General features: G+C 66.0%; 12 protein-coding genes. 2 read left to right on the top strand and 10 right to left on the bottom strand.

The genetic code is table 11. The annotated features are described in order from the left end of the window. The 7 genes from RM96_RS10495 to apbC form a co-directional block, all read right to left on the bottom strand. Positions 1–3,042 (bottom strand): molybdopterin-dependent oxidoreductase, encoded by a 3,042-nt coding sequence (locus RM96_RS10495; RefSeq protein ID WP_039010327.1) that lies wholly within the window; start codon positions 3,040–3,042, stop codon positions 1–3. Positions 3,043–3,114: 72 nt separating this feature from the next. Next, on the bottom strand, positions 3,115–3,333 hold the full coding sequence (locus tag RM96_RS10490; RefSeq protein ID WP_039010326.1) for a formate dehydrogenase: 219 nt from the start codon (positions 3,331–3,333) through the stop codon (positions 3,115–3,117). Between the two features lie 204 nt (positions 3,334–3,537). Further along, the gene (locus RM96_RS10485) at positions 3,538–4,170 is read right to left on the bottom strand and encodes a TorD/DmsD family molecular chaperone (RefSeq protein WP_039010325.1); all 633 of its coding nucleotides are present in this window, start codon (positions 4,168–4,170) and stop codon (positions 3,538–3,540) included. Positions 4,171–4,201: 31 nt separating this feature from the next. Continuing rightward, entirely contained in the window at positions 4,202–6,358 is a 2,157-nt protein-coding gene (locus RM96_RS10480) for a 4Fe-4S binding protein (protein WP_039010324.1), read from the bottom strand. Positions 6,359–6,458: 100 nt separating this feature from the next. Beyond that, positions 6,459–7,016: a DUF3306 domain-containing protein gene (locus RM96_RS10475; RefSeq protein ID WP_039010323.1), complete on the bottom strand. Its 558-nt coding sequence runs from the start codon at positions 7,014–7,016 to the stop codon at positions 6,459–6,461. Positions 7,017–7,029: 13 nt separating this feature from the next. Further along, entirely contained in the window at positions 7,030–7,554 is a 525-nt protein-coding gene (locus tag RM96_RS10470; protein ID WP_039010322.1) for a DUF3305 domain-containing protein, read from the bottom strand. Between the two features lie 5 nt (positions 7,555–7,559). Beyond that, on the bottom strand, positions 7,560–8,648 hold the full coding sequence (gene apbC / locus RM96_RS10465; protein WP_039010321.1) for an iron-sulfur cluster carrier protein ApbC: 1,089 nt from the start codon (positions 8,646–8,648) through the stop codon (positions 7,560–7,562). Between the two features lie 335 nt (positions 8,649–8,983). Here apbC and RM96_RS10460 point away from each other — a divergent pair, with 335 nt between their 5' ends. Next, on the top strand, positions 8,984–9,622 hold the full coding sequence (locus RM96_RS10460; protein WP_039010320.1) for an OmpA family protein: 639 nt from the start codon (positions 8,984–8,986) through the stop codon (positions 9,620–9,622). Between the two features lie 297 nt (positions 9,623–9,919). After that, positions 9,920–11,986: a methionine--tRNA ligase gene (gene metG, locus RM96_RS10455; protein ID WP_039010319.1), complete on the top strand. Its 2,067-nt coding sequence runs from the start codon at positions 9,920–9,922 to the stop codon at positions 11,984–11,986. A gap of 67 nt (positions 11,987–12,053) precedes the next feature. Here the strand turns inward: metG and bamE are convergent, their stop codons facing one another. From bamE to RM96_RS10440, 3 genes are read right to left on the bottom strand one after another with little or no spacing between them, the layout of a single operon-like run. Beyond that, positions 12,054–12,605, bottom strand: coding sequence for an outer membrane protein assembly factor BamE domain-containing protein (bamE, locus tag RM96_RS10450; RefSeq protein WP_039010318.1), 552 nt, complete (start codon positions 12,603–12,605; stop codon positions 12,054–12,056). Between the two features lie 52 nt (positions 12,606–12,657). Further along, positions 12,658–16,806 carry a translocation/assembly module TamB domain-containing protein gene (locus RM96_RS10445; protein ID WP_039010317.1) on the bottom strand — a complete coding sequence of 1,383 codons (4,149 nt, stop codon included), beginning with the start codon at positions 16,804–16,806 and terminating at the stop codon, positions 12,658–12,660. 31 nt (positions 16,807–16,837) lie between these two features. After that, on the bottom strand, positions 16,838–18,649 hold the full coding sequence (locus tag RM96_RS10440; protein WP_238587218.1) for an autotransporter assembly complex protein TamA: 1,812 nt from the start codon (positions 18,647–18,649) through the stop codon (positions 16,838–16,840). Positions 18,650–18,871: the final 222 nt, after the last annotated feature.

The raw sequence follows: 18,871 nt of genomic DNA, 5'->3' as shown, positions 1-18,871 counted from the left end.
TTATGCAAACCGCTCGATCTGGCAAACGGTGGTCTTGGTTTCCTGCATCATCGTGACCGCGTCGTAGCCATAGGTAGTGGCGGTGTTCACCGCTTCGCCACGCACGATCGGCATCGCGCCCTCGGGATAGTAGTCCTTCAGGTCCTTGCCCTGCCACCATCCCGAGAAGTGGAACGGGATGAAGGCGGTGTCTGGCCCCACCCGCTCGGTCACCAGCGCGCGCACCTTGATCCTGGCACCGGTCGGGGTCTTCACCCAGACGAAGTCGCCGTTGCGGATGCCACGCTCCGATGCCGCACGCGGGTTGATCTCGACGAAGTTCTCTTGCTGCAGTTCTGCGAGCCACGGGTTCGAACGGGTTTCCTCGCCGCCGCCCTCGAATTCGACCAGCCGGCCGGACGTGAGGATGATCGGGAATTTCTCGTGGACCTTGTTCTCGATGTTGCGCTGCTGCACGGTCTTGTAGAGCGTGGGCAGGCGCCAGAACGCCATCTTGTCGTCGTGGGTCGGGTACTTGGCGACCATGTCCGGGCGCGTCGAGTACAGCGGCTCGCGGTGCTGCGGAATCCCATCGGGGAAGTTCCACACGATCGCGCGCGCCTTGGCGTTGCCAAACGGATGGCAGCCGTGGTTCTTCATGACCACGCGCTGGATGCCGCCCGACAGGTCGGTCTTCCAGTTCTTGCCCTCAGCCTTGGCCTTCTCCGCATCGGTCAGGTCATCCCACCAGCCCAGCTTCTTGAGCAGCACATGGTCGAACTCCGGATAGCCGGTCGTGATTTCCGCGCCCAGCGAGCACGATCCGTCCTCGGCCAGCAGGTTGACGCCCTCGCGTTCCACGCCGAAGTTGGCGCGGAAGTTGCCGCCGCCGTCCATCACATGCTTGCTGGTGTCGTACAGGTTCGGCGAGCCCGGATGCTTCAACTCGGGCGTGCCGTAGCACGGCCATGGCAGGCCGAAGTAGTCGCCGGTCAGGTCGTAGCCGGTCAGCGGATCCTTGCCGCCCTTGCAGCGCAGCGTCTTGACGTCGAACATCTGCATATTGCGCATGTGCGACTTCAGGCGTTCGGGCGACTGCCCCGTGTAGCCGATGGTCCAGTTGCTGGCGTTGATCTCGCGCAGGATGGCTTCGGGCTCCGGTTCCATCCAGGTGCGGCCGGCGCGCTTGACCTCGATCAGCTTCATGTTCTTCGACAGTTCCTTGCCGAAGCCGAGCTTGTCGGCAAACGCCTGCATGATGGTGTGGTCGGGCATCGACTCGAACAGCGGCTCGATGACCTTCTCGCGCCACTGCAGCGAGCGGTTGGATGCGGTGCACGTGCCCGAGGTCTCGAACTGCGTGCAGGCCGGCAGCAGGTAGACGGCGCGGTTCGGGTTGGGCTTCTCGCCATCGGCGGCCGGCATGTTTGCCATGGCCGCAGTTGCCGACGGGTACGGATCGATCACGACGAGCAGGTCGAGCTTGTCGAGCGCCTTCTTCATTTCCAGGCCGCGCGTCTGCGAGTTCGGAGCATGGCCCCAGAAGAACACGCCGCGCACGTTGTTGTCCTGGTCAATCAGCTCGTTCTTCTCGGTCACGATGTCAATCCAGCGCGACACAGTCGTGCCGGACTTTTCCATCATCGCCTGCGAGGCGAACTGCTTCTTGATCCATTCGTAGTCCACGCCCCACACCGCCGCGTAGTGCTTCCACGCACCGGTGGCCAGCCCGTAATAGCCGGGCAGCGAATCTGGGTTCGGGCCCACGTCGGTGGCGCCCTGCACGTTGTCGTGGCCGCGGAAAATGTTGGCGCCGCCGCCCGACACGCCGATATTGCCCAGCGCGAGCTGCACGATGCACGACGCGCGCACAATTGCATTGCCGATGGTGTGCTGGGTCTGGCCCATGCACCACACCAGCGTGCTGGGGCGGTTCTTGGCCATGATCTCGGCAACCATGTAGACCTGCGCCTCGGGTACGCCGCAGACTTCCTCCACCTTGTCGGGCGTCCACTTGGCCAGCACCTCTTCCTTGACCTTGTCCATGCCATAGACCCGGTCATGCAGGAATTTCTGGTCTTCCCAGCCATTCTTGAAGATGTGGTACAGCATGCCGAACAGGAAGGCGATGTCGGTACCCGAGCGGATGCGCACGTAGTGGTCGGACTTGGCCGCGGTACGCGTATAGCGAGGATCGACCACGATCACCTTGCAGCCATTCTCCTTGGCGTGCAGCAGGTGCAGCATCGAGACCGGGTGTGCCTCGGCCGCATTGGAGCCGATATACAGAGCTGCCTTCGCGTTCTGCATATCGTTGTACGAGTTGGTCATCGCACCATAGCCCCAGGTGTTGGCCACGCCGGCCACCGTGGTGGAGTGGCAGATGCGCGCCTGGTGGTCGGTGTTGTTGGTGCCGAAGAACGACACCCACTTGCGCATCAGGTAGGCCTGCTCGTTGCTGTGCTTGGATGATCCGATGAAGAACATGGAATCCGGACCAGTCTTCTGGCGGATGTCCTTCATCTTTGCAGTGATTTCGTCGAGTGCCTGGTCCCAGCTGATGCGCTGGTACTTGCCGTCGACCAGCTTCATCGGGTACTTCAGGCGGTACTCGCCGTGGCCGTGCTCACGCAGCGCGGCGCCCTTGGCGCAATGCGCGCCCATATTGATCGGCGAATCGAAGACCGGCTCCTGGCGGATCCACACGCCGTTCTGCACGACTGCATCCACTGCGCAGCCCACCGAGCAGTGGCCGCACACCGTGCGGCGCACGACGATGCCGCTCTTGCCGTCGCCGGCGGCTGCCGCCTTGTCGTCAGCGGCATCGGCCTTGCGGATCAGCGAAAGCTGCGACGCGGCCAGCCCGACACCAACACCGATGCCCGAGCGCTTGAGGAAGCTGCGACGGTCCATGGTCGGCATTGCGCCAGCCAGGCTGGTAGCAAGCCGAGCCGAAAGCCGGCCACTGGCGGCCTGGGCGCCGGCGTGCGCACCGGACAGCGACAATCCGTCAGCCAGCCGGGGCGAAGCGCCCTGCGCCGCGCGTTTGCGGGTCAAGATCATGTCTCACCTCAGGATGAGGACACAGGCGGGAAATCGCACTGGCATGCGGCGCGGCGCGCCGTGCCAGTGCGCTCACACCAGTGCGGTCCGGTAATACTTGCGAATGTGTTCGGATACCCGGTAACCCTGGCTGTCCGTCGAAGTGTCAGGCGTGATGTCGGGAATGGCCGTGGCCTGCGCAGGCACGGCGGGCCCACGCGATGTCAGCGCTGCGGCGCCCGTGGCGGCGGCAACGACTCCGGCACCCGCGAGGAACGTGCGGCGTGCGACCCTGTGCTCGTTGTCCTTCATGGGGGCTCCTCGGTTGTTGAATACCGATGAACAATCTAGTTATGCGTTCTAATGCATATTCTAGATTCATCCTGAACGAAAGACCATGCCGCTTGAGGGTTTTTCCTTACGTTTTTGGCACAGTGGTAGGGCTTTGCAATGGCGTCAGTGACCTAAAGCATTGGATACCCAAAGCTGATAATTAGTGCCCCCTCGCACCAGCCCTCAGTTCATCTCCAGCGCGACGGCCTCCACGCCGGCAAATGCCTTGAGCAAGCCGGCCGCGCTGCGATAAAAGCGCGCCTGCGGATGCTCCGCGAGTGCATCGCACAATTTTTCCACCCAGGGCTGCAGGTGCTTCGCAAAGAAGCGCTGCTGCTCGCCAAGGTTGGACACTGCCAGATCGTCTCCGGCCACCAGGAACCGCATCACCTCGCACAGCGTGGCAATATGGTCCTCGGTTTCGCTGACATCGTCATGGCGCTCCAGCCCGTATCGCGCCAGGTCGTCGCGCAGGGCCACCAGCGGGCGCTCGTTCAGGAAGCCGCTGAGGTAGTAGGAACCGTAGAGGAAGATCTCCTGGCGGCCCACGCCAACGAACAGCACGCGAAATTCCTCCGCGGCCTCGGCCTCGGTCGTGACCGATGCTGCGTCGCACAACGCGTTCCAGGCTTCGCCAAGCACGGTGGCCGCATCTTCGCCGACAGCGCGGTTGGCAGCGATGTGATGCAGCAGCGCCGCATCGGGTGCCTGGTAGAACAGCGTGGCGAGCAGGCCGTAGAGATCGGCGCGGGCGGTGTCTTCGGCATCGTCGGCCGGCGCGGCGGCGGTCAGCTGGATCGGCTGGAATTCTGTCATGTCGTGATGTGTTGTGGCCTGCCTGGCTGATTTACTGCAGGGTGGCGCCGCTGGCGGAGCCGGTGTCTTTTTCCATCATGTCGATCACGCGGCAGTCCGGGCACATCTTGAGCCGCTCGGCGGCGGCGCCCGAGAACGCCGGGTGGCCGGCCAGCCGCACCAGCATCGACTGCACCATCTGCGCGGTGCCGAACGGCTTGGCGCAGCGCACGCAATGGAACGGCTGGGTCTCGTTCAGGGTGACCAGGTGCCGGGCGGCGTCGCCGGTCAGCAGCCGCGGCACCAGCGTAATGGCGTCTTCCGGGCAGGTTCGCTCGCACAGGCCGCACTGGACGCAGTTGCGCTCCAGGAAGCTCAGCACCGGGCGCTCGGGATTGTCGCGCAGTGCCTGTGTCGGGCAAGCCCCGACGCAGGCCATGCAGAGCGTGCAGGTAGCGGTGTCGACCGCCACCGCGCCCAATGGCGCGCCAGCCGGCAACGGCACGCTGGCCGCGGGCACGGGAGCGTTCCGGGTCAGGTAGTCCAGCGCGAAATCCAGGGTTTCGCGCTTGGCCGCCACGGCGCGGAACGGCGCCGGCGCCAGCTTGTTGCGGCTGGCGCGCAAACCGGCAAGCTGCTGGTCGAGCGTTGCGGTATCGGCGGCCTCGACCAGGGAGACCGCATCTTCGTCGTAGCCCAGGCCGGCAAGCACGGCCCGCGCCACGGCCATCTGTTCGGCCAGCGCGGTCCGGTACTGCGGCGCCTCGTCGCCGGTCAGGAGCACCGCCACATGGCCGGCACCCCAGCACAGCGCTGCCAGCCATAACTCCAGCCCGGCCGAAGCCGGATGGAACACCGGCAGCGGAATCACATTCGGGGGCACCCCGCGCGCCTGCCCGGCGCGGGCCGCACGCCCCAGCGCCATAATGGCCGGGGTGCCGGATTCCTCGCCATGCAGCAGCAGGATGGCATCGCGCCCGCCCGCCTCCGCATAGGCGCTCAGCACGGTACGCATGCGCAGTCCGAGCACGTCCGGGCCGGGATATGCATAGCTGATCGCGCCGGTCGGGCAGACCGTGGTGCATGCGCCGCAGCCCATGCACAAGTTGGGCGTGACTTCGATGCGGCCCTTGCCGTCATGCCAGAGCGAGCGGATCGCCTGCGTCGAGCAGATGTCGATACAAGCCGTGCAGCCGGTGGTCTTGTTGCGCCCGTGGGCGCAAATGTTTTCTTTGTAGCGGAAGAACTTGGGCTTCTCGAACTCGCCCACCAGCTGCAGCAACGTCAGCGCATGCGCCTGCTGGCGCTGGACGTCCGCGCCGGCGTGCAGGTAGCCCTGGGGCGGCTGGTGCATGGCGAAGGCCGGCGCGTCGTTCAGGTCGAACACCAGATCGAAGCGGCCCTGCGTGCTGGCAGGCAACCGGTCGAAATCGATCGCCGCCGCGGCGCCGCAGGCCTTGACGCAGTCGCGGTGCGAGCGGCACCGATCCATGTCGATCTGGTAGCTGAAATCGATGGCGTTCTCGGGACAGGCCTCGATGCAGGCATTGCAGCGCGTGCAGAGATCCAGATCGATCGGATTGCTGCGCCCTTCGCCGGTTTCCCAGCTTGCTTCGAAGGCGCCCAGCCAGCCGGTCAGGGACTGCAGCGTGCCGCTGTGCACCGGCCAGGCTCGCTCCGCGGGCTGCCCGGCGCTGGCGCGACGGTGCGCGGCGCCATCGGTCAGCAGCACGGTAATTTCCAGCGGCGTGGCTTCCAGCTTTGCCGCCCACGGCAGGGCACGGTCCGCCGGACCCATGATCAGCACGGCGCCTTCCGAGCGGTAGTCCACCACGGGCACCGGCTCCGGCTCGGGCAGTGCCGCGGCGGCGAGCAAGGCGGCGATCTTGGCATTGGCGGTCTTCGGATCGCGGCGCGCGCCCTGCGACCAGCCGCCGGTTTCGCGGATATTGACGAACCGCACCGGCGCCGTGACCACGGCTTCGCCGCTGCTGCCGCGGGCAGCCTGCGCGGCCACCTCGGCGAACAGGTGCCGCTCCTGGGTGCAGGCGACGATGACGTCGTCGGTGCCGTCGAGCGCGGCGGTGAAATCACCGATTTCCCGGCGGCAGAGCAATCGGTGGACCTTGAGCGGGCCCTGGCCGCTTTCCGACAGTGCCGCCCCGTCAAGCGGCATGGTGTCGTTGCAATTGCAGATCAGCGTCGGCATGACAAGACCATCTGGCCGGCTCCGTAGCCCCTTCTTGTGAGGGTCTTTGGTGCCGGCGGATTGTGGGGGTGCCTATTGTAGGCCGCGAGCCCAGCTCGGGCTACGCGTGTTTGTCCGGGCCCGGCGGGTCTTCCGCGGGATTCCCGGAGCGTTCAGGTGAGGCAGGTTCAGGCTGCGGCTCGCCGGTGGCCGGCTGGTGATTGTCAGATTCGGCAGCTTCGGCAAGTTGCACGGCGGGGACCGCCTCTTCCTCTTCGATCGGATCGAACAGACCCAGCGTCTCGGACTGACGCAATTGGCGCAGTACATCCGGCGGAATCGGGTCGGGCTTGCTGTAGTCGTCGATATAGGTATCGAGGCCGTCCATCACGTTGAAGTGCGGATCGGCAAACAAGGTCTTCAAAGCGGCGCGCTTGACCGTCTCGTCCACGCCGCTTGCGACAAAGCGCGAAATATTGTCCCCCGGCTGCAGCAGCGCGACGTCCGCCAGCGTGGGCGCAGGCGGACGCTCGGCGACCGGCTGCTGAACCGCGACCGGCGAGGCAGGTGCAGCAGGTACTGTCTCCGTCTCCGGCGCCGGCTCCGGAGGAACAGGATTGCCCTCCCTTACCGCCGCCTTGCGGCGAGACCAGCGCGACAGGAAAGAGGAATCGCTCATCTCAGGCTGCCGGTCAGTACTGCGCGCGGTCCTGCGGCGCCTTGAACGATTCGGGGCGGCGGCGCTTCTTGGGCTCCGGCCGGTAGTGCTCGTCGACGTACGCCTGTAGCCACTCGCGCTGTTGCGCGTCCAGCGGCACATTCTCGACGGTTTCGCCGGCGTCCAGCCAGCGGCCAGCCTCGTTGTACGACAGCGAGACGGCCTGCGGCAACGGTTGTCCGCGATGCTCGGAGTCGTCGTCCTCCGGCATGCGCCACAGCACGAACCAGCAAGGCGTGATGGAGGTCAGGTTGAGGTAATAGCCCTCGCCCTGGTCACGGAACAACGCCACCTCGAAACCCGGATAGAGCCAGCGCGCGCCGTGCTCGTCCTGCTCCAGGCACATCGGCGCAGTGCCGAATTCGCCGAGGTCCGGCAGCACGGCATCCAGTTCCCACTTCCACGGCTGCCAGCGGCTGGCGAGCGGGACCTTGCGCATCACCACAGCCATGGTGACGGCGGGACGGCCTTCCGGAACCGGAGCGGCTGGCGTTTCCATGATGGTCAGGTGTTCTGCACCACGATGCTCGGGAACTTGCTGGTCATGTCGCGCGCCTTGTCGGCAACCTTGATCGCCACCTTGCGCGCGATGCTGCGGTACAGCTCCGCCACCGGGCTGTCGGGCTCGGCAACCACGGTCGGGCGGCCCGAATCGGCCTGCTCGCGGATCGACAGGTTCAGCGGCAGGCTGCCGAGCAGGTCCACGCCATAGTCGGCGCACATCTTCTCGCCGCCGCCGTGGCCGAAGATATGCTCGACGTGGCCGCAGTTCGGGCAGCAGTAGACCGCCATGTTCTCGACGATGCCCAGGATGGGGATGCCCACCTTCTCGAACATCTTCAGGCCCTTCTTGGCGTCGAGCAGCGCGATGTCCTGCGGCGTGGTGACGATCACGGCGCCGGTCACGGGCACCTTCTGCGACAGCGTGAGCTGGATGTCGCCGGTGCCCGGCGGCATGTCGACGATCAGGTAGTCCAGGTCGCGCCAGTTGGTCTGGCGCAGCAGTTGCTCCAGCGCGGAGGTCACCATCGGGCCGCGCCACACCATCGGATTGTCCTGCTCGATCAGGAATCCGATCGAGTTGGCCTGCAGGCCGTGGCCTTCGAGCGGCTCCATGGTCTGGCCATCGGCCGATTCCGGGCGGCCGTCGATGCCCAGCATCATCGGCAGGCTGGGGCCGTAGATATCGGCATCGAGCATGCCGACGCGCGCGCCTTCGGCCGCCAGCGCCAGCGCCAGGTTCACGGCGGTGGTCGACTTGCCGACCCCGCCCTTGCCCGACGCCACCGCGATCACGTTCTTCACGCCCGGCAGCAGCTTGACGCCGCGCTGCACGGCGTGCGCGACGATCTTCATGGTCACGCTGACGCTGACATTGGTCACGCCTGGCAGTTGCCGCACCGCAGCAACCACCAGCTTGCGAATCGGATCAAGCTGGCTCTTGCCGGGGTATCCCAGCTCCACCTCCAGCGATACGTCGCCGCCGTCGACCCGGATATTCCTGGCCGAGCGGGTGGACACCAGATCCTTGCCCGTGTTGGGGTCGATGACGGTGCGCAGGGCTTCGGTTACCTGCTCAGTGCTGAGGCTCAAGACAAACTCCGCTGTTCGGTATGGGTGGGGACTGGCGCGTAATGTATCAAAGTATGAAGCAGTGACCATGAGACCCGGGAATCGGAGTGGATTCTCCCTGCCTGCCCTGTGGGATTACAGACATTTACAAATCTCACAACCTTGCACTTGTGCGTGCGCCGCCATATCCATATTGTAGTGCGCTTGTGCCGCGCAAGGCCCGGCTTTGCCTGTCGCCTGCTGGCGTCAGACACCGGCCCGACCAGACAGTACGCGGCCTGCCCTGCACACGCGGAAACAGTTACCATCGCATTGCAGGACAAAAAATACTTACGGGAATATCAGAAGGAGAAAGCATGAATCTCAAGCTCGTCACCGTTTCTCTCGCTGCTGCCACGCTGCTGGCCGCTGGTTGCGCCACCGAGCAGCAGACCCACACGGCGGTCGGCACCGGCGTGGGCGCGGCAGTCGGCGCCGGCCTGGGCAATCTGATCGGCGGCAACACCACCGGCACGCTGGTCGGCGCGGCCGTTGGCGGTGCCATCGGCGGCGCAACAGGCTACAACTGGAACGCCATCCGCGGCAAGCTGAGCAAGGACACGGCGGGCACCGGCACCCAGATCACCGAGCAGCCGGACGGCTCCCTCAAGGTCAATATCCCGAGCCAGGTGACGTTTGACACGGACAGCGCCAGCATCAAGCCTTCGTTCCGCAGCGTGCTCGACCAGGTGGCGCAAACCCTGGGCCAGCACCAGGACGTGAGCGCCAACGTGGTCGGCCATACCGACAGCACCGGCAATCCGAACTACAACATGCAGCTGTCGCAGCGCCGCGCCCAGAGCGTGGCGAGCTACCTGGGTGATCGCGGCGTCGCACGGAACCGCCTGTCGGCCGAAGGCCGGGGCCAGACCCAGCCCGTGGCGGACAACGCCACAGAGGCCGGCCGGACACAAAATCGCCGCGTCGAAATATTTTTGAAACCAATTCAGGGGTGATCCTGTCATAGAGACAGGTACCGCTTGCCACCGTCGCTGGCTCGCGATGGGTGGCTGACCTCCCGGGCGGTGCCTGATTTCTCCTCCTTTTCCGTTGTGGAAAGCTGCGCCGGCACTGACCGGCGCTTTTTTTTGCCTGTTCGCTGCCGTCTCGCGGATCGCCGGCGGCATTCCACCATGTGCAACCGGCCCGACAAGCGCGCCCGCTTGCTAAAATAGCCGTTTCCCGGCGAGCACCGGGCCGTCCGGCCCCGCTGTCCCTCCCGAACTTCCCCGCTTTCTGACCGGCTCTTGTTTATGACCGCACGTCGCATCCTCGTCACATCCGCCCTGCCTTATGCCAACGGCCAGATCCACATCGGCCACCTGGTGGAATACATCCAGACCGATATCTGGGTGCGTTTCCAGCGCATGATGGGCAACGAGGTCTACTACGTCGGCGCCGACGATACCCACGGCACGCCGGTCATGCTGCGCGCGGAGAAGGAAGGGATTACGCCCAAGCAGCTGATCGACCGCGTCTGGACCGAGCATAAGCGCGACTTCGACAGCTTCCTGGTGTCGTTCGACAACTACTACAGCACCGATGCCGACGAGAACCGGCAACTGTGCGAGAAGATCTACCTGTCCCTGAAGGCCGAGGACCTGATCGCCGAGCGCGAGGTCGAGCAGTTCTACGACCCGGTCAAGAACATGTTCCTGCCGGACCGCTTCATCAAGGGCGAGTGCCCGAAGTGCGGCGCCAAGGACCAGTACGGCGATTCCTGTGAAGTGTGCGGCACCACCTACGTGCCCACCGACCTGAAGAATCCGTACTCGGTGGTGTCCGGCGCGACCCCGGTGCGGAAGTCGTCGGCCCACTACTTCTTCAAGCTGTCCGATCCGCGCTGCGAGAGCTTCCTGCGCGAATGGGTGGCCGATCTGGCGCAGCCCGAAGCCGCCAACAAGATGCAGGAATGGCTGGGCAGCGAAGGCGAGACCTCGACGCTGTCCGACTGGGACATCTCGCGCGATGCCCCCTACTTCGGCTTCGAGATTCCCGGCGCGCCCGGCAAGTACTTCTACGTGTGGCTCGACGCCCCGATCGGCTACTACGCCAGCTTCAAGAACCTGGCCGAGAAGAAGGGCATCGATTTCGACGCGTGGGTCGGCCCGCACTCGACCGCCGAGCAGTACCACTTCATCGGCAAGGACATCCTCTACTTCCACACGCTGTTCTGGCCGGCGATGCTGCGCTTCTCGGGCTACCGCACCCCGACCAACGTGTTTGCCCACGGCTTCCTGACCGTGGACGGCGCGAAGATGAGCAAGTCGCGCGGCACCTTCATCACCGCGCAGAGCTATATCGACACCGGCATGAACCCGGAATGGCTGCGCTACTACTTCGCCGCCAAGCTCAACGCCAGCATGGAAGACCTCGACCTGAACCTCGATGATTTCATCGCGCGCGTGAACAGCGACCTGATCGGCAAGTACGTCAATATTGCCAGCCGCGCCGCGGGCTTCCTGGTCAAGCGCTTTGACGGCGTGGTCAACGAAGCCGCCCTCGCCCATCCGCTGCTCGAGCAGCTGCGCGAGGCCGCGCCGCAGGTGGCGCACTTCTACGAAGGCCGCGAGTACAGCAAGGCGCTGCGGCTGGTGATGGAGCTGACCGATGCGGTCAACGCCTTCGTCGATACCGAAAAGCCGTGGGAACTGGCCAAGGACGAAAGCAAGCGCGCAGCGCTGCATGCGGCCTGCTCGGTCTCGCTGGAAGCCTTCCGCCTGCTGACCGTCTTCCTGAAGCCCGTGGTTCCTGCCATGGCCGCCGGCGTCGAACGCTTCCTGAACATCGAGCCGCTCGACTGGCGCGCCATCGACAAGCAGCTGTCGGCCGGCAGCCCGGTGCAGCCGTACTCGCACCTGATGACGCGCGTGGACGCCAAGCAGGTCGACGCATTGCTGGCCGCCAACCGCGATTCGCTGCAGGCTACCGCGCCTGCCGCCACCGGGGCGGCGGCATCGTCGATCGAGCCGATCGCCGACACCATCACCATCGACGATTTCGCCAAGGTTGACCTGCGCGTGGCGAAGATCGTGGAATGCCAGAAGGTGGAAGGCTCGAACAAGCTGCTGCAGATCACGCTGGACCTGGGCGAAGGCCGCACCCGCAATGTGTTCTCGGGCATCCAGTCGGCCTACACGCCGGAGCAGCTGGTGGGCAAGCTGACGGTGGTCGTTGCCAACCTGGCGCCGCGCAAGATGAAATTCGGCGTGTCCGAAGGCATGGTGCTGGCGGCCTCGGCTGCTGACGAGAAGGCGGCACCGGGCCTGTATATCCTGGAGCCGCACAGCGGTGCGGTGCCGGGTATGCGGATTCGCTGAGCGCGCACTGCCTGAATAAAAGACGGCGGCGCCTTCGGGCTGCCGCCGTTTTTCTTTGGGGGACCGGTCAGCCCCCGCCCTGCATCTTCGACGGATCGTCGCTGCGCGAGGTCGTCGTGACCGTGCCGTCGGTATTGAAATGCACGTTGAAGAAGGCCTTGTCGGTCGAGGTCTCCATCCAGCGGTAGCCCCACACCTCCTCCTTCTTCAGCGCAAATGCCTCGACCTTGGTCGGCTTGCCCAGCAGGCGCCGGATCTGGTCCTTGCTCATGCCCGCGCGCACGCGGGCGAAGTTGTCGGCGGTAAGCACCTGTTCGATCTTGCTGACCTTGCCGTCGGCGCCGATCGTCACCATCCAGGTCGTCGTGCCTTCCGGCCCCCGCGGGTACTCGAGGCGCCGCCCGCCGTCATCTTCCTCCCACACGATTTCCGGCTTGCCGGCCTGGCGCCGCAGGTCCTCTTCGGTCGACTGCCCGGGCTCGATGCCCTTGAACAGCTGGCTGTCGGGCTTGACCGCGTTCCACGTATTGCGGGCCGCGTCGCCCGCCTTCTTCATCGCTTCATCGACTTTCTGCTGGTCACAGCCGAACAGCGCAAGCACGGAGGCAATCAGTCCCATGGCGGCAAGGCGTCGTGGCGACGCAAGAGTGGTGGTGACGGTGAGCGAGGCGTCAACGCCGCACGGGCTCGACGGCGGCTTCGGACGCTGCCTGCGCGGCGCTCTCGGTATCTGATTCCGGGTTCCCATCCTGCTGGCTCCTGCTGGTGCCGCTGCGGCTCGAGGCCCCGGTGAACAGGTTGGCCCAGCTGTCGAAGCGGCGGTTGAACAATACCGACAATCCGTTGATGGAGCCGCCCTTCGCAATCAGCGACCAGCGCCGCGAGAAAGCCCAGGTCAGCTTGACCACGTTGGAGGCCGAGGTCAGGCTCTGCTCGTAGCCGACCGAGAACTGGTCGGTGACCGCCTTGCCCACGCTCACCACCTGCTGCTCGTTCAGGCCAGCCGTACTGGGCCCGATCGAGAATTCGTCGATGCCGAAATGCTGCACGATTCCCTTGCCCGCCTTGCCGCCGATCATGCCCAGCGCGGCACCGCCCAGCGCCCCACCGCCCATCTGTTTCTGCTGGCCGGCCCCCGCGCTTTCCGCACCGTAGCCGAACATCAGCCACGATAGCTTATCTTCCTCCGGCACATTGGGCTCCGACACCAGCCGCACGCGCGGCAGGCGCACGGTGCCGGTGACCTCTACGCCCGCCTCCACTTCCTGGTTGCGGCGCATGGCGCGGATGTTGATATTCGGGTTGTCTACCGGACCGTTGAAGTTGACGATGCCGCGCTCGATGTTCAGCTTGCGGCCAAACGCCTCGTACGTGCCATCGGTCACGCGCACGGTGCCGTTTGCGCGCAGGGGCGACAATGGCTCGCTCTTGATGCCGAGCTGGCCAGCCAGCCTCAGGTCGGCGCCGGCGCCACGGAAGCGGAAATCGTTGCCCAGATCCACCGTCAGGTCGACGACCGGGCTGAACCGGCTGGCGGGCTTCGTTTCCGGCATCGGCGTAGCCGCCGTCTTGACCGCGCGCTGGTCCTTGCGGCGCACCACGATCACGTCATCGCCAAGCACGGGCGCACCGGCCTTGGGCAGGTCGAACAGGCCACGATCCACGCGGAACTTGCCGCGAATCACGATCTGCTTGTTCTCGTTGGCGATGGTGGCATCACCGGAGACGATCAGCGTGCGCTCGGGGCTGGCAAACAGCTGCAGCTTGTCGGCAACGATCTTTCCGGTCAGGTTGGGATTGGCTTCGCCCAGCTTAACGTTGCCGGTTGCCGTGATCTTGCCGTCGCCGCCGTGGAATTCCACGTGCTTGAGTTCGATGGTGTTCTGGTCGAGCACGACGCGCACGGTGCCGTCGGTCAGACGCAGCCCTTCATCGTAGAGCGTGACGGCAAGGCTGTCGCCGTCGATGGTGCCGGTCAGCAGCGGCGCGCCAACCGTGCCGGCCAGCCGCATTGCCGCCGCCAGCTTGCCGTCGAAGGCGTACTGCGGGCCGGTCAGCGCTTCCAGCGACTTCACGCGCGGCACATCGATGGTGACCGTGCCGCCCAGCGTCGACTGCGGCCCGATCGTCTGCAGGCCCTGGTCGGCGATCAGCCCGGCCGAGGCATCCACGGCCAGCTTGCCAATGCGCGAAGACACCATGCCGCCGCGCAGCGTGATGCGATTGCCCGTGGCCTCGGCACGCACGCCGGTCTCGCCCAAACCGAGGGTGGTGAAGCCGCGTCCGGCATTGACGGAGACATCGCCGCTGCGGCGGCGCAGCTCGGCAAACCCTGTCGCCGTCTCGGCCAGGGAAAGATTCCAGCGGCCATCGATCACGAGATCGCTGCGCATCGGCGGCTTTTCGCCGGTAATCGTTTCAACCAGCTCCAGCACGTGGCCCACCTGCAGGCCATCGAGATTGCCCTGGGTCCGAATGCGGCCGTGATCCCAGTCGAGGTTGTCGATCGTCAGCGTGGAGCGGTCCAGCAGCAACCGTGCCGCGCCCAGCCGGATGTGCTGGTCCGCCACCAGCAGCTGCGTCGGTGCCGCGAGCCGCACGTTGACGGTACTGCGTCCTTCCAGCGTGCGGATGGTGCCGTTCCAGCCATTCGTGCCGCCCTTCCAGGCGCCCTGCCCGGACAGCGCCAGCTGCATCGGCCGCTGGTGCAGGCTGCCGGCGGCCTTGACGTCGAAGGTGTGGTTGGCCTGCGTGCCGTTCAGCGTCGCATCCAGCGTGCGCAGGCTGGCTTGCGGGCCGTGGTAGTCACGCGCGGCGAGCTGCACGGCAAGCGTGCCGTCGAGTCCGCCGCGCACTTCGGCATGGCCACTGGCTGTGGCAACCTTGTGCGGGCCTACCACCAGCGCCTGCGCGTTGTAATCGGCCACGACCTCCGGCTTCCTGATCGTGCCGGTGATGGTGGCATCCAGTTTCAGCCGGCCCGCCACGCCAAATTTCAGTCGTTCCAGCTGCGGCGCGTCCACCGCCAGCTTCAGCTGGTCGCCCCGCGCCCCGAAACTGCCGCGCAGGTTGGCCTGGTTGCCCGCCATGCTGAGCGATGCCTCGCTCGGCAGCAGCCGTTCGCCGGCCAGCCGGACCTTGCCCGCGCCGGTCATCGGCAGCCCGGCGTATTCGCTCTCGCCCACGGCGAAGTCCAGCGCGACGCGCGGCTCGCCTTCAAGCGTGCCGCTGGCCGTAAAGTCCGCGTTGATCCGGCCCGCTGCCACCTTGGCCAGCCGCGCCGGATCGAAGCCGGCCAGCTTGCCCTTGAACTCGAAGGCCTGCTTGTCCTTGAGGCCGAGCTTGCCTTCGGCCGTCAGCACGCCCGGCCCCACTGCCGCACGCAAGGAGCCCAGCGTCAGCGTATCGGCGTCGAGGCTGGCATCGGCAAACAGCTTGAGCTCGCTGCCCGTAAGGTCCAGCGCCACGCTCTGGCGGCCGGGCTCCAGCCGCAGCACGACCGGCCCCGACAGGCTGGCCTCGTTCAGCGAGCGATAGAGCGCGGCCGGGTTCAGCCGGCGCACATCGAGGTCGAACCCGCCCCGGCCGCTATGCAGCGAGCCGCTTCCCGTGATCTCGGCCTTGCCGGGCAGGGAAATCCGCAGGTCGCGCACGGCCTGTGCCATTTCGCTGAGCTCGACATGTGCCTGTACCGACTGCACCGGCAGGCGTTCGGCGTCGATGGGCCCGGCTTCGAGATTGCGGATTACGAGGTCGCCGGCGACTGCCAGCGGCGCAGTGGCCGGTGCGGCCGGTGCGACCGCTGGAGCCGCCGGCACTGCCGAGGCGCCCGAGGCCGGCGCCGGTGCTGGCACCGATGCCGGCATGGCCTTGTCCGTGGGCACGCCAACACCGTCGACCGGCCTCAGCTCGGCATGCACGGTGAGGTTCGCCTGCGGCGCCGTCGGGCTGAACAGGCGCGGATTGATGCGTTCCCCATCCACCAGCAGGTGCGTGAACGGCACCTTGCCGAACGGCGTCAGGTCGATGCCGGCGCGGGCCCTGATGCGATCGCCGTTGGCTTCCACCTCCGCACGCAATGCCTGCAGCGACCCTTTCGCGGTGGCATTCACGGCGAACGCTTCCTTCTGCCAGCTGCCCTCGAGCAGCGCCTCCGCGCTGAGATCGAACGGCACCTTCCCGGCGATCTGGGCGTTGACGGCGAGCTTGCCGTACGGCGTGACCAGACGGTCGACGCTGACGCGGTGGCGCACGCCGTCCGTATGCAGCGCGCCCGCGAGGTCGCTGAACACCATCGGCCTGGCAGTCGGCGCCGAACCCTGCAAGAACGACAACTGCTCCAGCGTCAGGGAATCGACATCGATCGCCAGCGGCAGCTCCAGCGACTTCGGCATCGTGGCCGGCCCGGTGCTGGGCGCCGACGGCGGAAGCCGGACATCGACCTTGCCGATGCGCAGCCATGCCACATGCAACTGCCGGGGCTGCCAAGCCAGGCCCCAGCTGGCATCCACGCGATCGACGGCCACGCGCGTTTTACCGCTGGCGAACACCACGTCGCGCAGGCGCAGGCCGTGGGCCACGGTGCCGCCCTCAAGCTTGCCGGTGAGCATGCCTGCCGACAATCGCGTCGCCAGCGACCAGAGGTGGCGCGTGCCCGCCTCGGTGCGCAGCGCGGCCACGCCGGCAGCGATAAGGGCTGTCATCAAGACCAGCAGGCCTGCCAGCAGCCACGCCAGCACGCGCCACACGCGGCGGCGGCGCGGTGGTGGCGGCGCGTTGTCGCCGCGAGCGGGAACGGGGGGCATGTCGGGAATGCTCATGCCTGTGACCGGGGTCGGACGAGGCGCGCCATCAGAACGCTACCCCCAGCGAGATGTGCGGACGGAACTGGTGCTCCTCCACGCCATAGCCGACGTCAAGCTGCACCGGGCCCACCGGACTGCGCCAGCGCGCACCGATGCCGACGCCGTTGAAGATGCGAATGCCTTTCAGGTTGTCGGTGGCGGTGCCGGCGTCCCAGAACACGGCCGCGCCCCAGTCCGGCTTGAACCAGTACTGGTATTCCAGGCTGGCCGTGCCGAGATACTTGGCCGGCAGCACGCTGGAGCCGCTCTTGGTGCCGATCGACTGGTAGCCGTAGCCGCGGATCGAGTCGCTGCCGCCCGCACGGAAGCGCAGCGAGGCGGGAATACTGCTTGCACTGTCCCCGGTCATGTCCGCGCCCAGTTCCAGCCGCGCGATGAACAGGTCGCGGTTGCCGACGGGCACGTACTGGCGGATCCGGCCATACAGCCGCAGGAAGGTGGCGTCGCTCAGGAGGTTCTTGGCAGCTACCCCCACCTGGGTGCTGATGACATTGCCGCGGCGAGGAAACACAGGGTTGTCCACATCGCGCCGCGTCCACGCAAATGCCGGCACCAGCGCCTTGCTGAGCTGGTGTTCCTGCCCCACCGGCAACAGGTCGTCGTAGTAGAAATCGAGCGACATCGTGACGTCGTACTTCTCGCGCGAGCGCGAGCGCTTGAGGCCAGCGCGCCAGCTCGTCGTATCGGTGTTCTCGATATCGATGGTGCGCTCATAGCTGCTGTACAGACTGTTGCGGAAGGTTCTGCTGTCCGGCGGCATGGCCGTCTCGGCAAAGAGGTATGAACGCTTCTGCTCCAGGCGCGCCTGCGAATCGAAGGTCCAGGCGCGGTTGAACAGGTTGTAATAGGAATAGCGGCCTTCGATCTGCGCGCCGGTATCGGTGGTGTAGCCGACGCCGGAATTGAGCCGGTGGGCGGGATACTCGCGCACCGTCACGTGGACGGGCGCGGTCACCACGCCATCGGGCGGGTTCGCGGCGGCCCCTTGCGGCTGGTCGAGCTCGACCTGCACGTTGGAGAAATAAGGCTGGTTCTGGATCGCGCGCTGCAGTTCGAGCAGGCGCTCCACGCGGTACGGTTCGCCCACGCTGAGCGGATTGACGTTGTGGATGATCTGTTCCGGATAGCGGCGTGTGCCGGAGACGTGCAGCGGTCCCAGCAGGTAAGCCGGACCGCTGGCATAGTGCGCGGACAGGTCCGCGCGCAGTTCATCGGGTTCGATGCGCGCCTGCGAGGCCGCCAGCCGGGCGCCGTAGTAGGTATGGCGCTGCAGCTCGAACAAGGCATCTTCCTTGGCCTTGTCCCAGGCCTGCTGCCGGAACGGCTCGCCAACCGGCAGCCCCCATTTGGCGCGCATCTGCGCAATCTGCTCCGGCGAGTGCGTTGCCGCCTGGCCGGTCACCTGCACGTCGACATTGCGGATCAGCGTGCGCGCGCCCGGATCGACCATCACGTGCACCACGCGCTTGTCGCCTTCGCCCTCGACGCGGGTGGTCGTGGTGGGGTCGAAATAGCCCTCGGTGGAAGTGAACTGGCGCACCTGCTCGCCTACGGTCTCGACCATATAGTCGAACTGGTCGGGCGTGATGTCGTCGCGATCCTTGTAGCGGGACAGGTCCAGATGGTCCTGGAGCATCTCGCGGATCGGCCTGGGCGCTTCGACTTCGACCTTGTAGACTGCCTGGGCAACGTGCGCCTGCAGCAGCCAGAGCGACAGCAGCACGAGCAGCAGCACCCGCCACGGGCGCAAGCGCGCGACGCCAAATGCCCGTTTCAACACATCAGTCCTGATTGTCATGACCGTTATCCCGGCCAGATCGATCCTCATGCGCAGATGTCGCCCGTTTCGCCGGATTCTCCGGCACGCAAAGTCGGTATTTGACCACACCGCTTTCCAAATTCTACGCAAACCTACGCATAGGCTCTGGCGCGCGGGAATCACCCCCGGGTAGCGATCCTTTGCCAACACACCGCTGCCGGTACTCCGGCAGACGCATTGAATTTACATTGGCGCCTCCGT

It is taken from the genome of Cupriavidus sp. IDO (assembly GCF_000812465.1).
In the GTDB taxonomy this organism is placed as follows: Bacteria; Pseudomonadota; Gammaproteobacteria; order Burkholderiales; family Burkholderiaceae; genus Cupriavidus.
The sequence above is the reverse complement of the archived record's forward strand: the minus strand, read 5'-3'. Positions and strand labels throughout refer to the sequence as shown.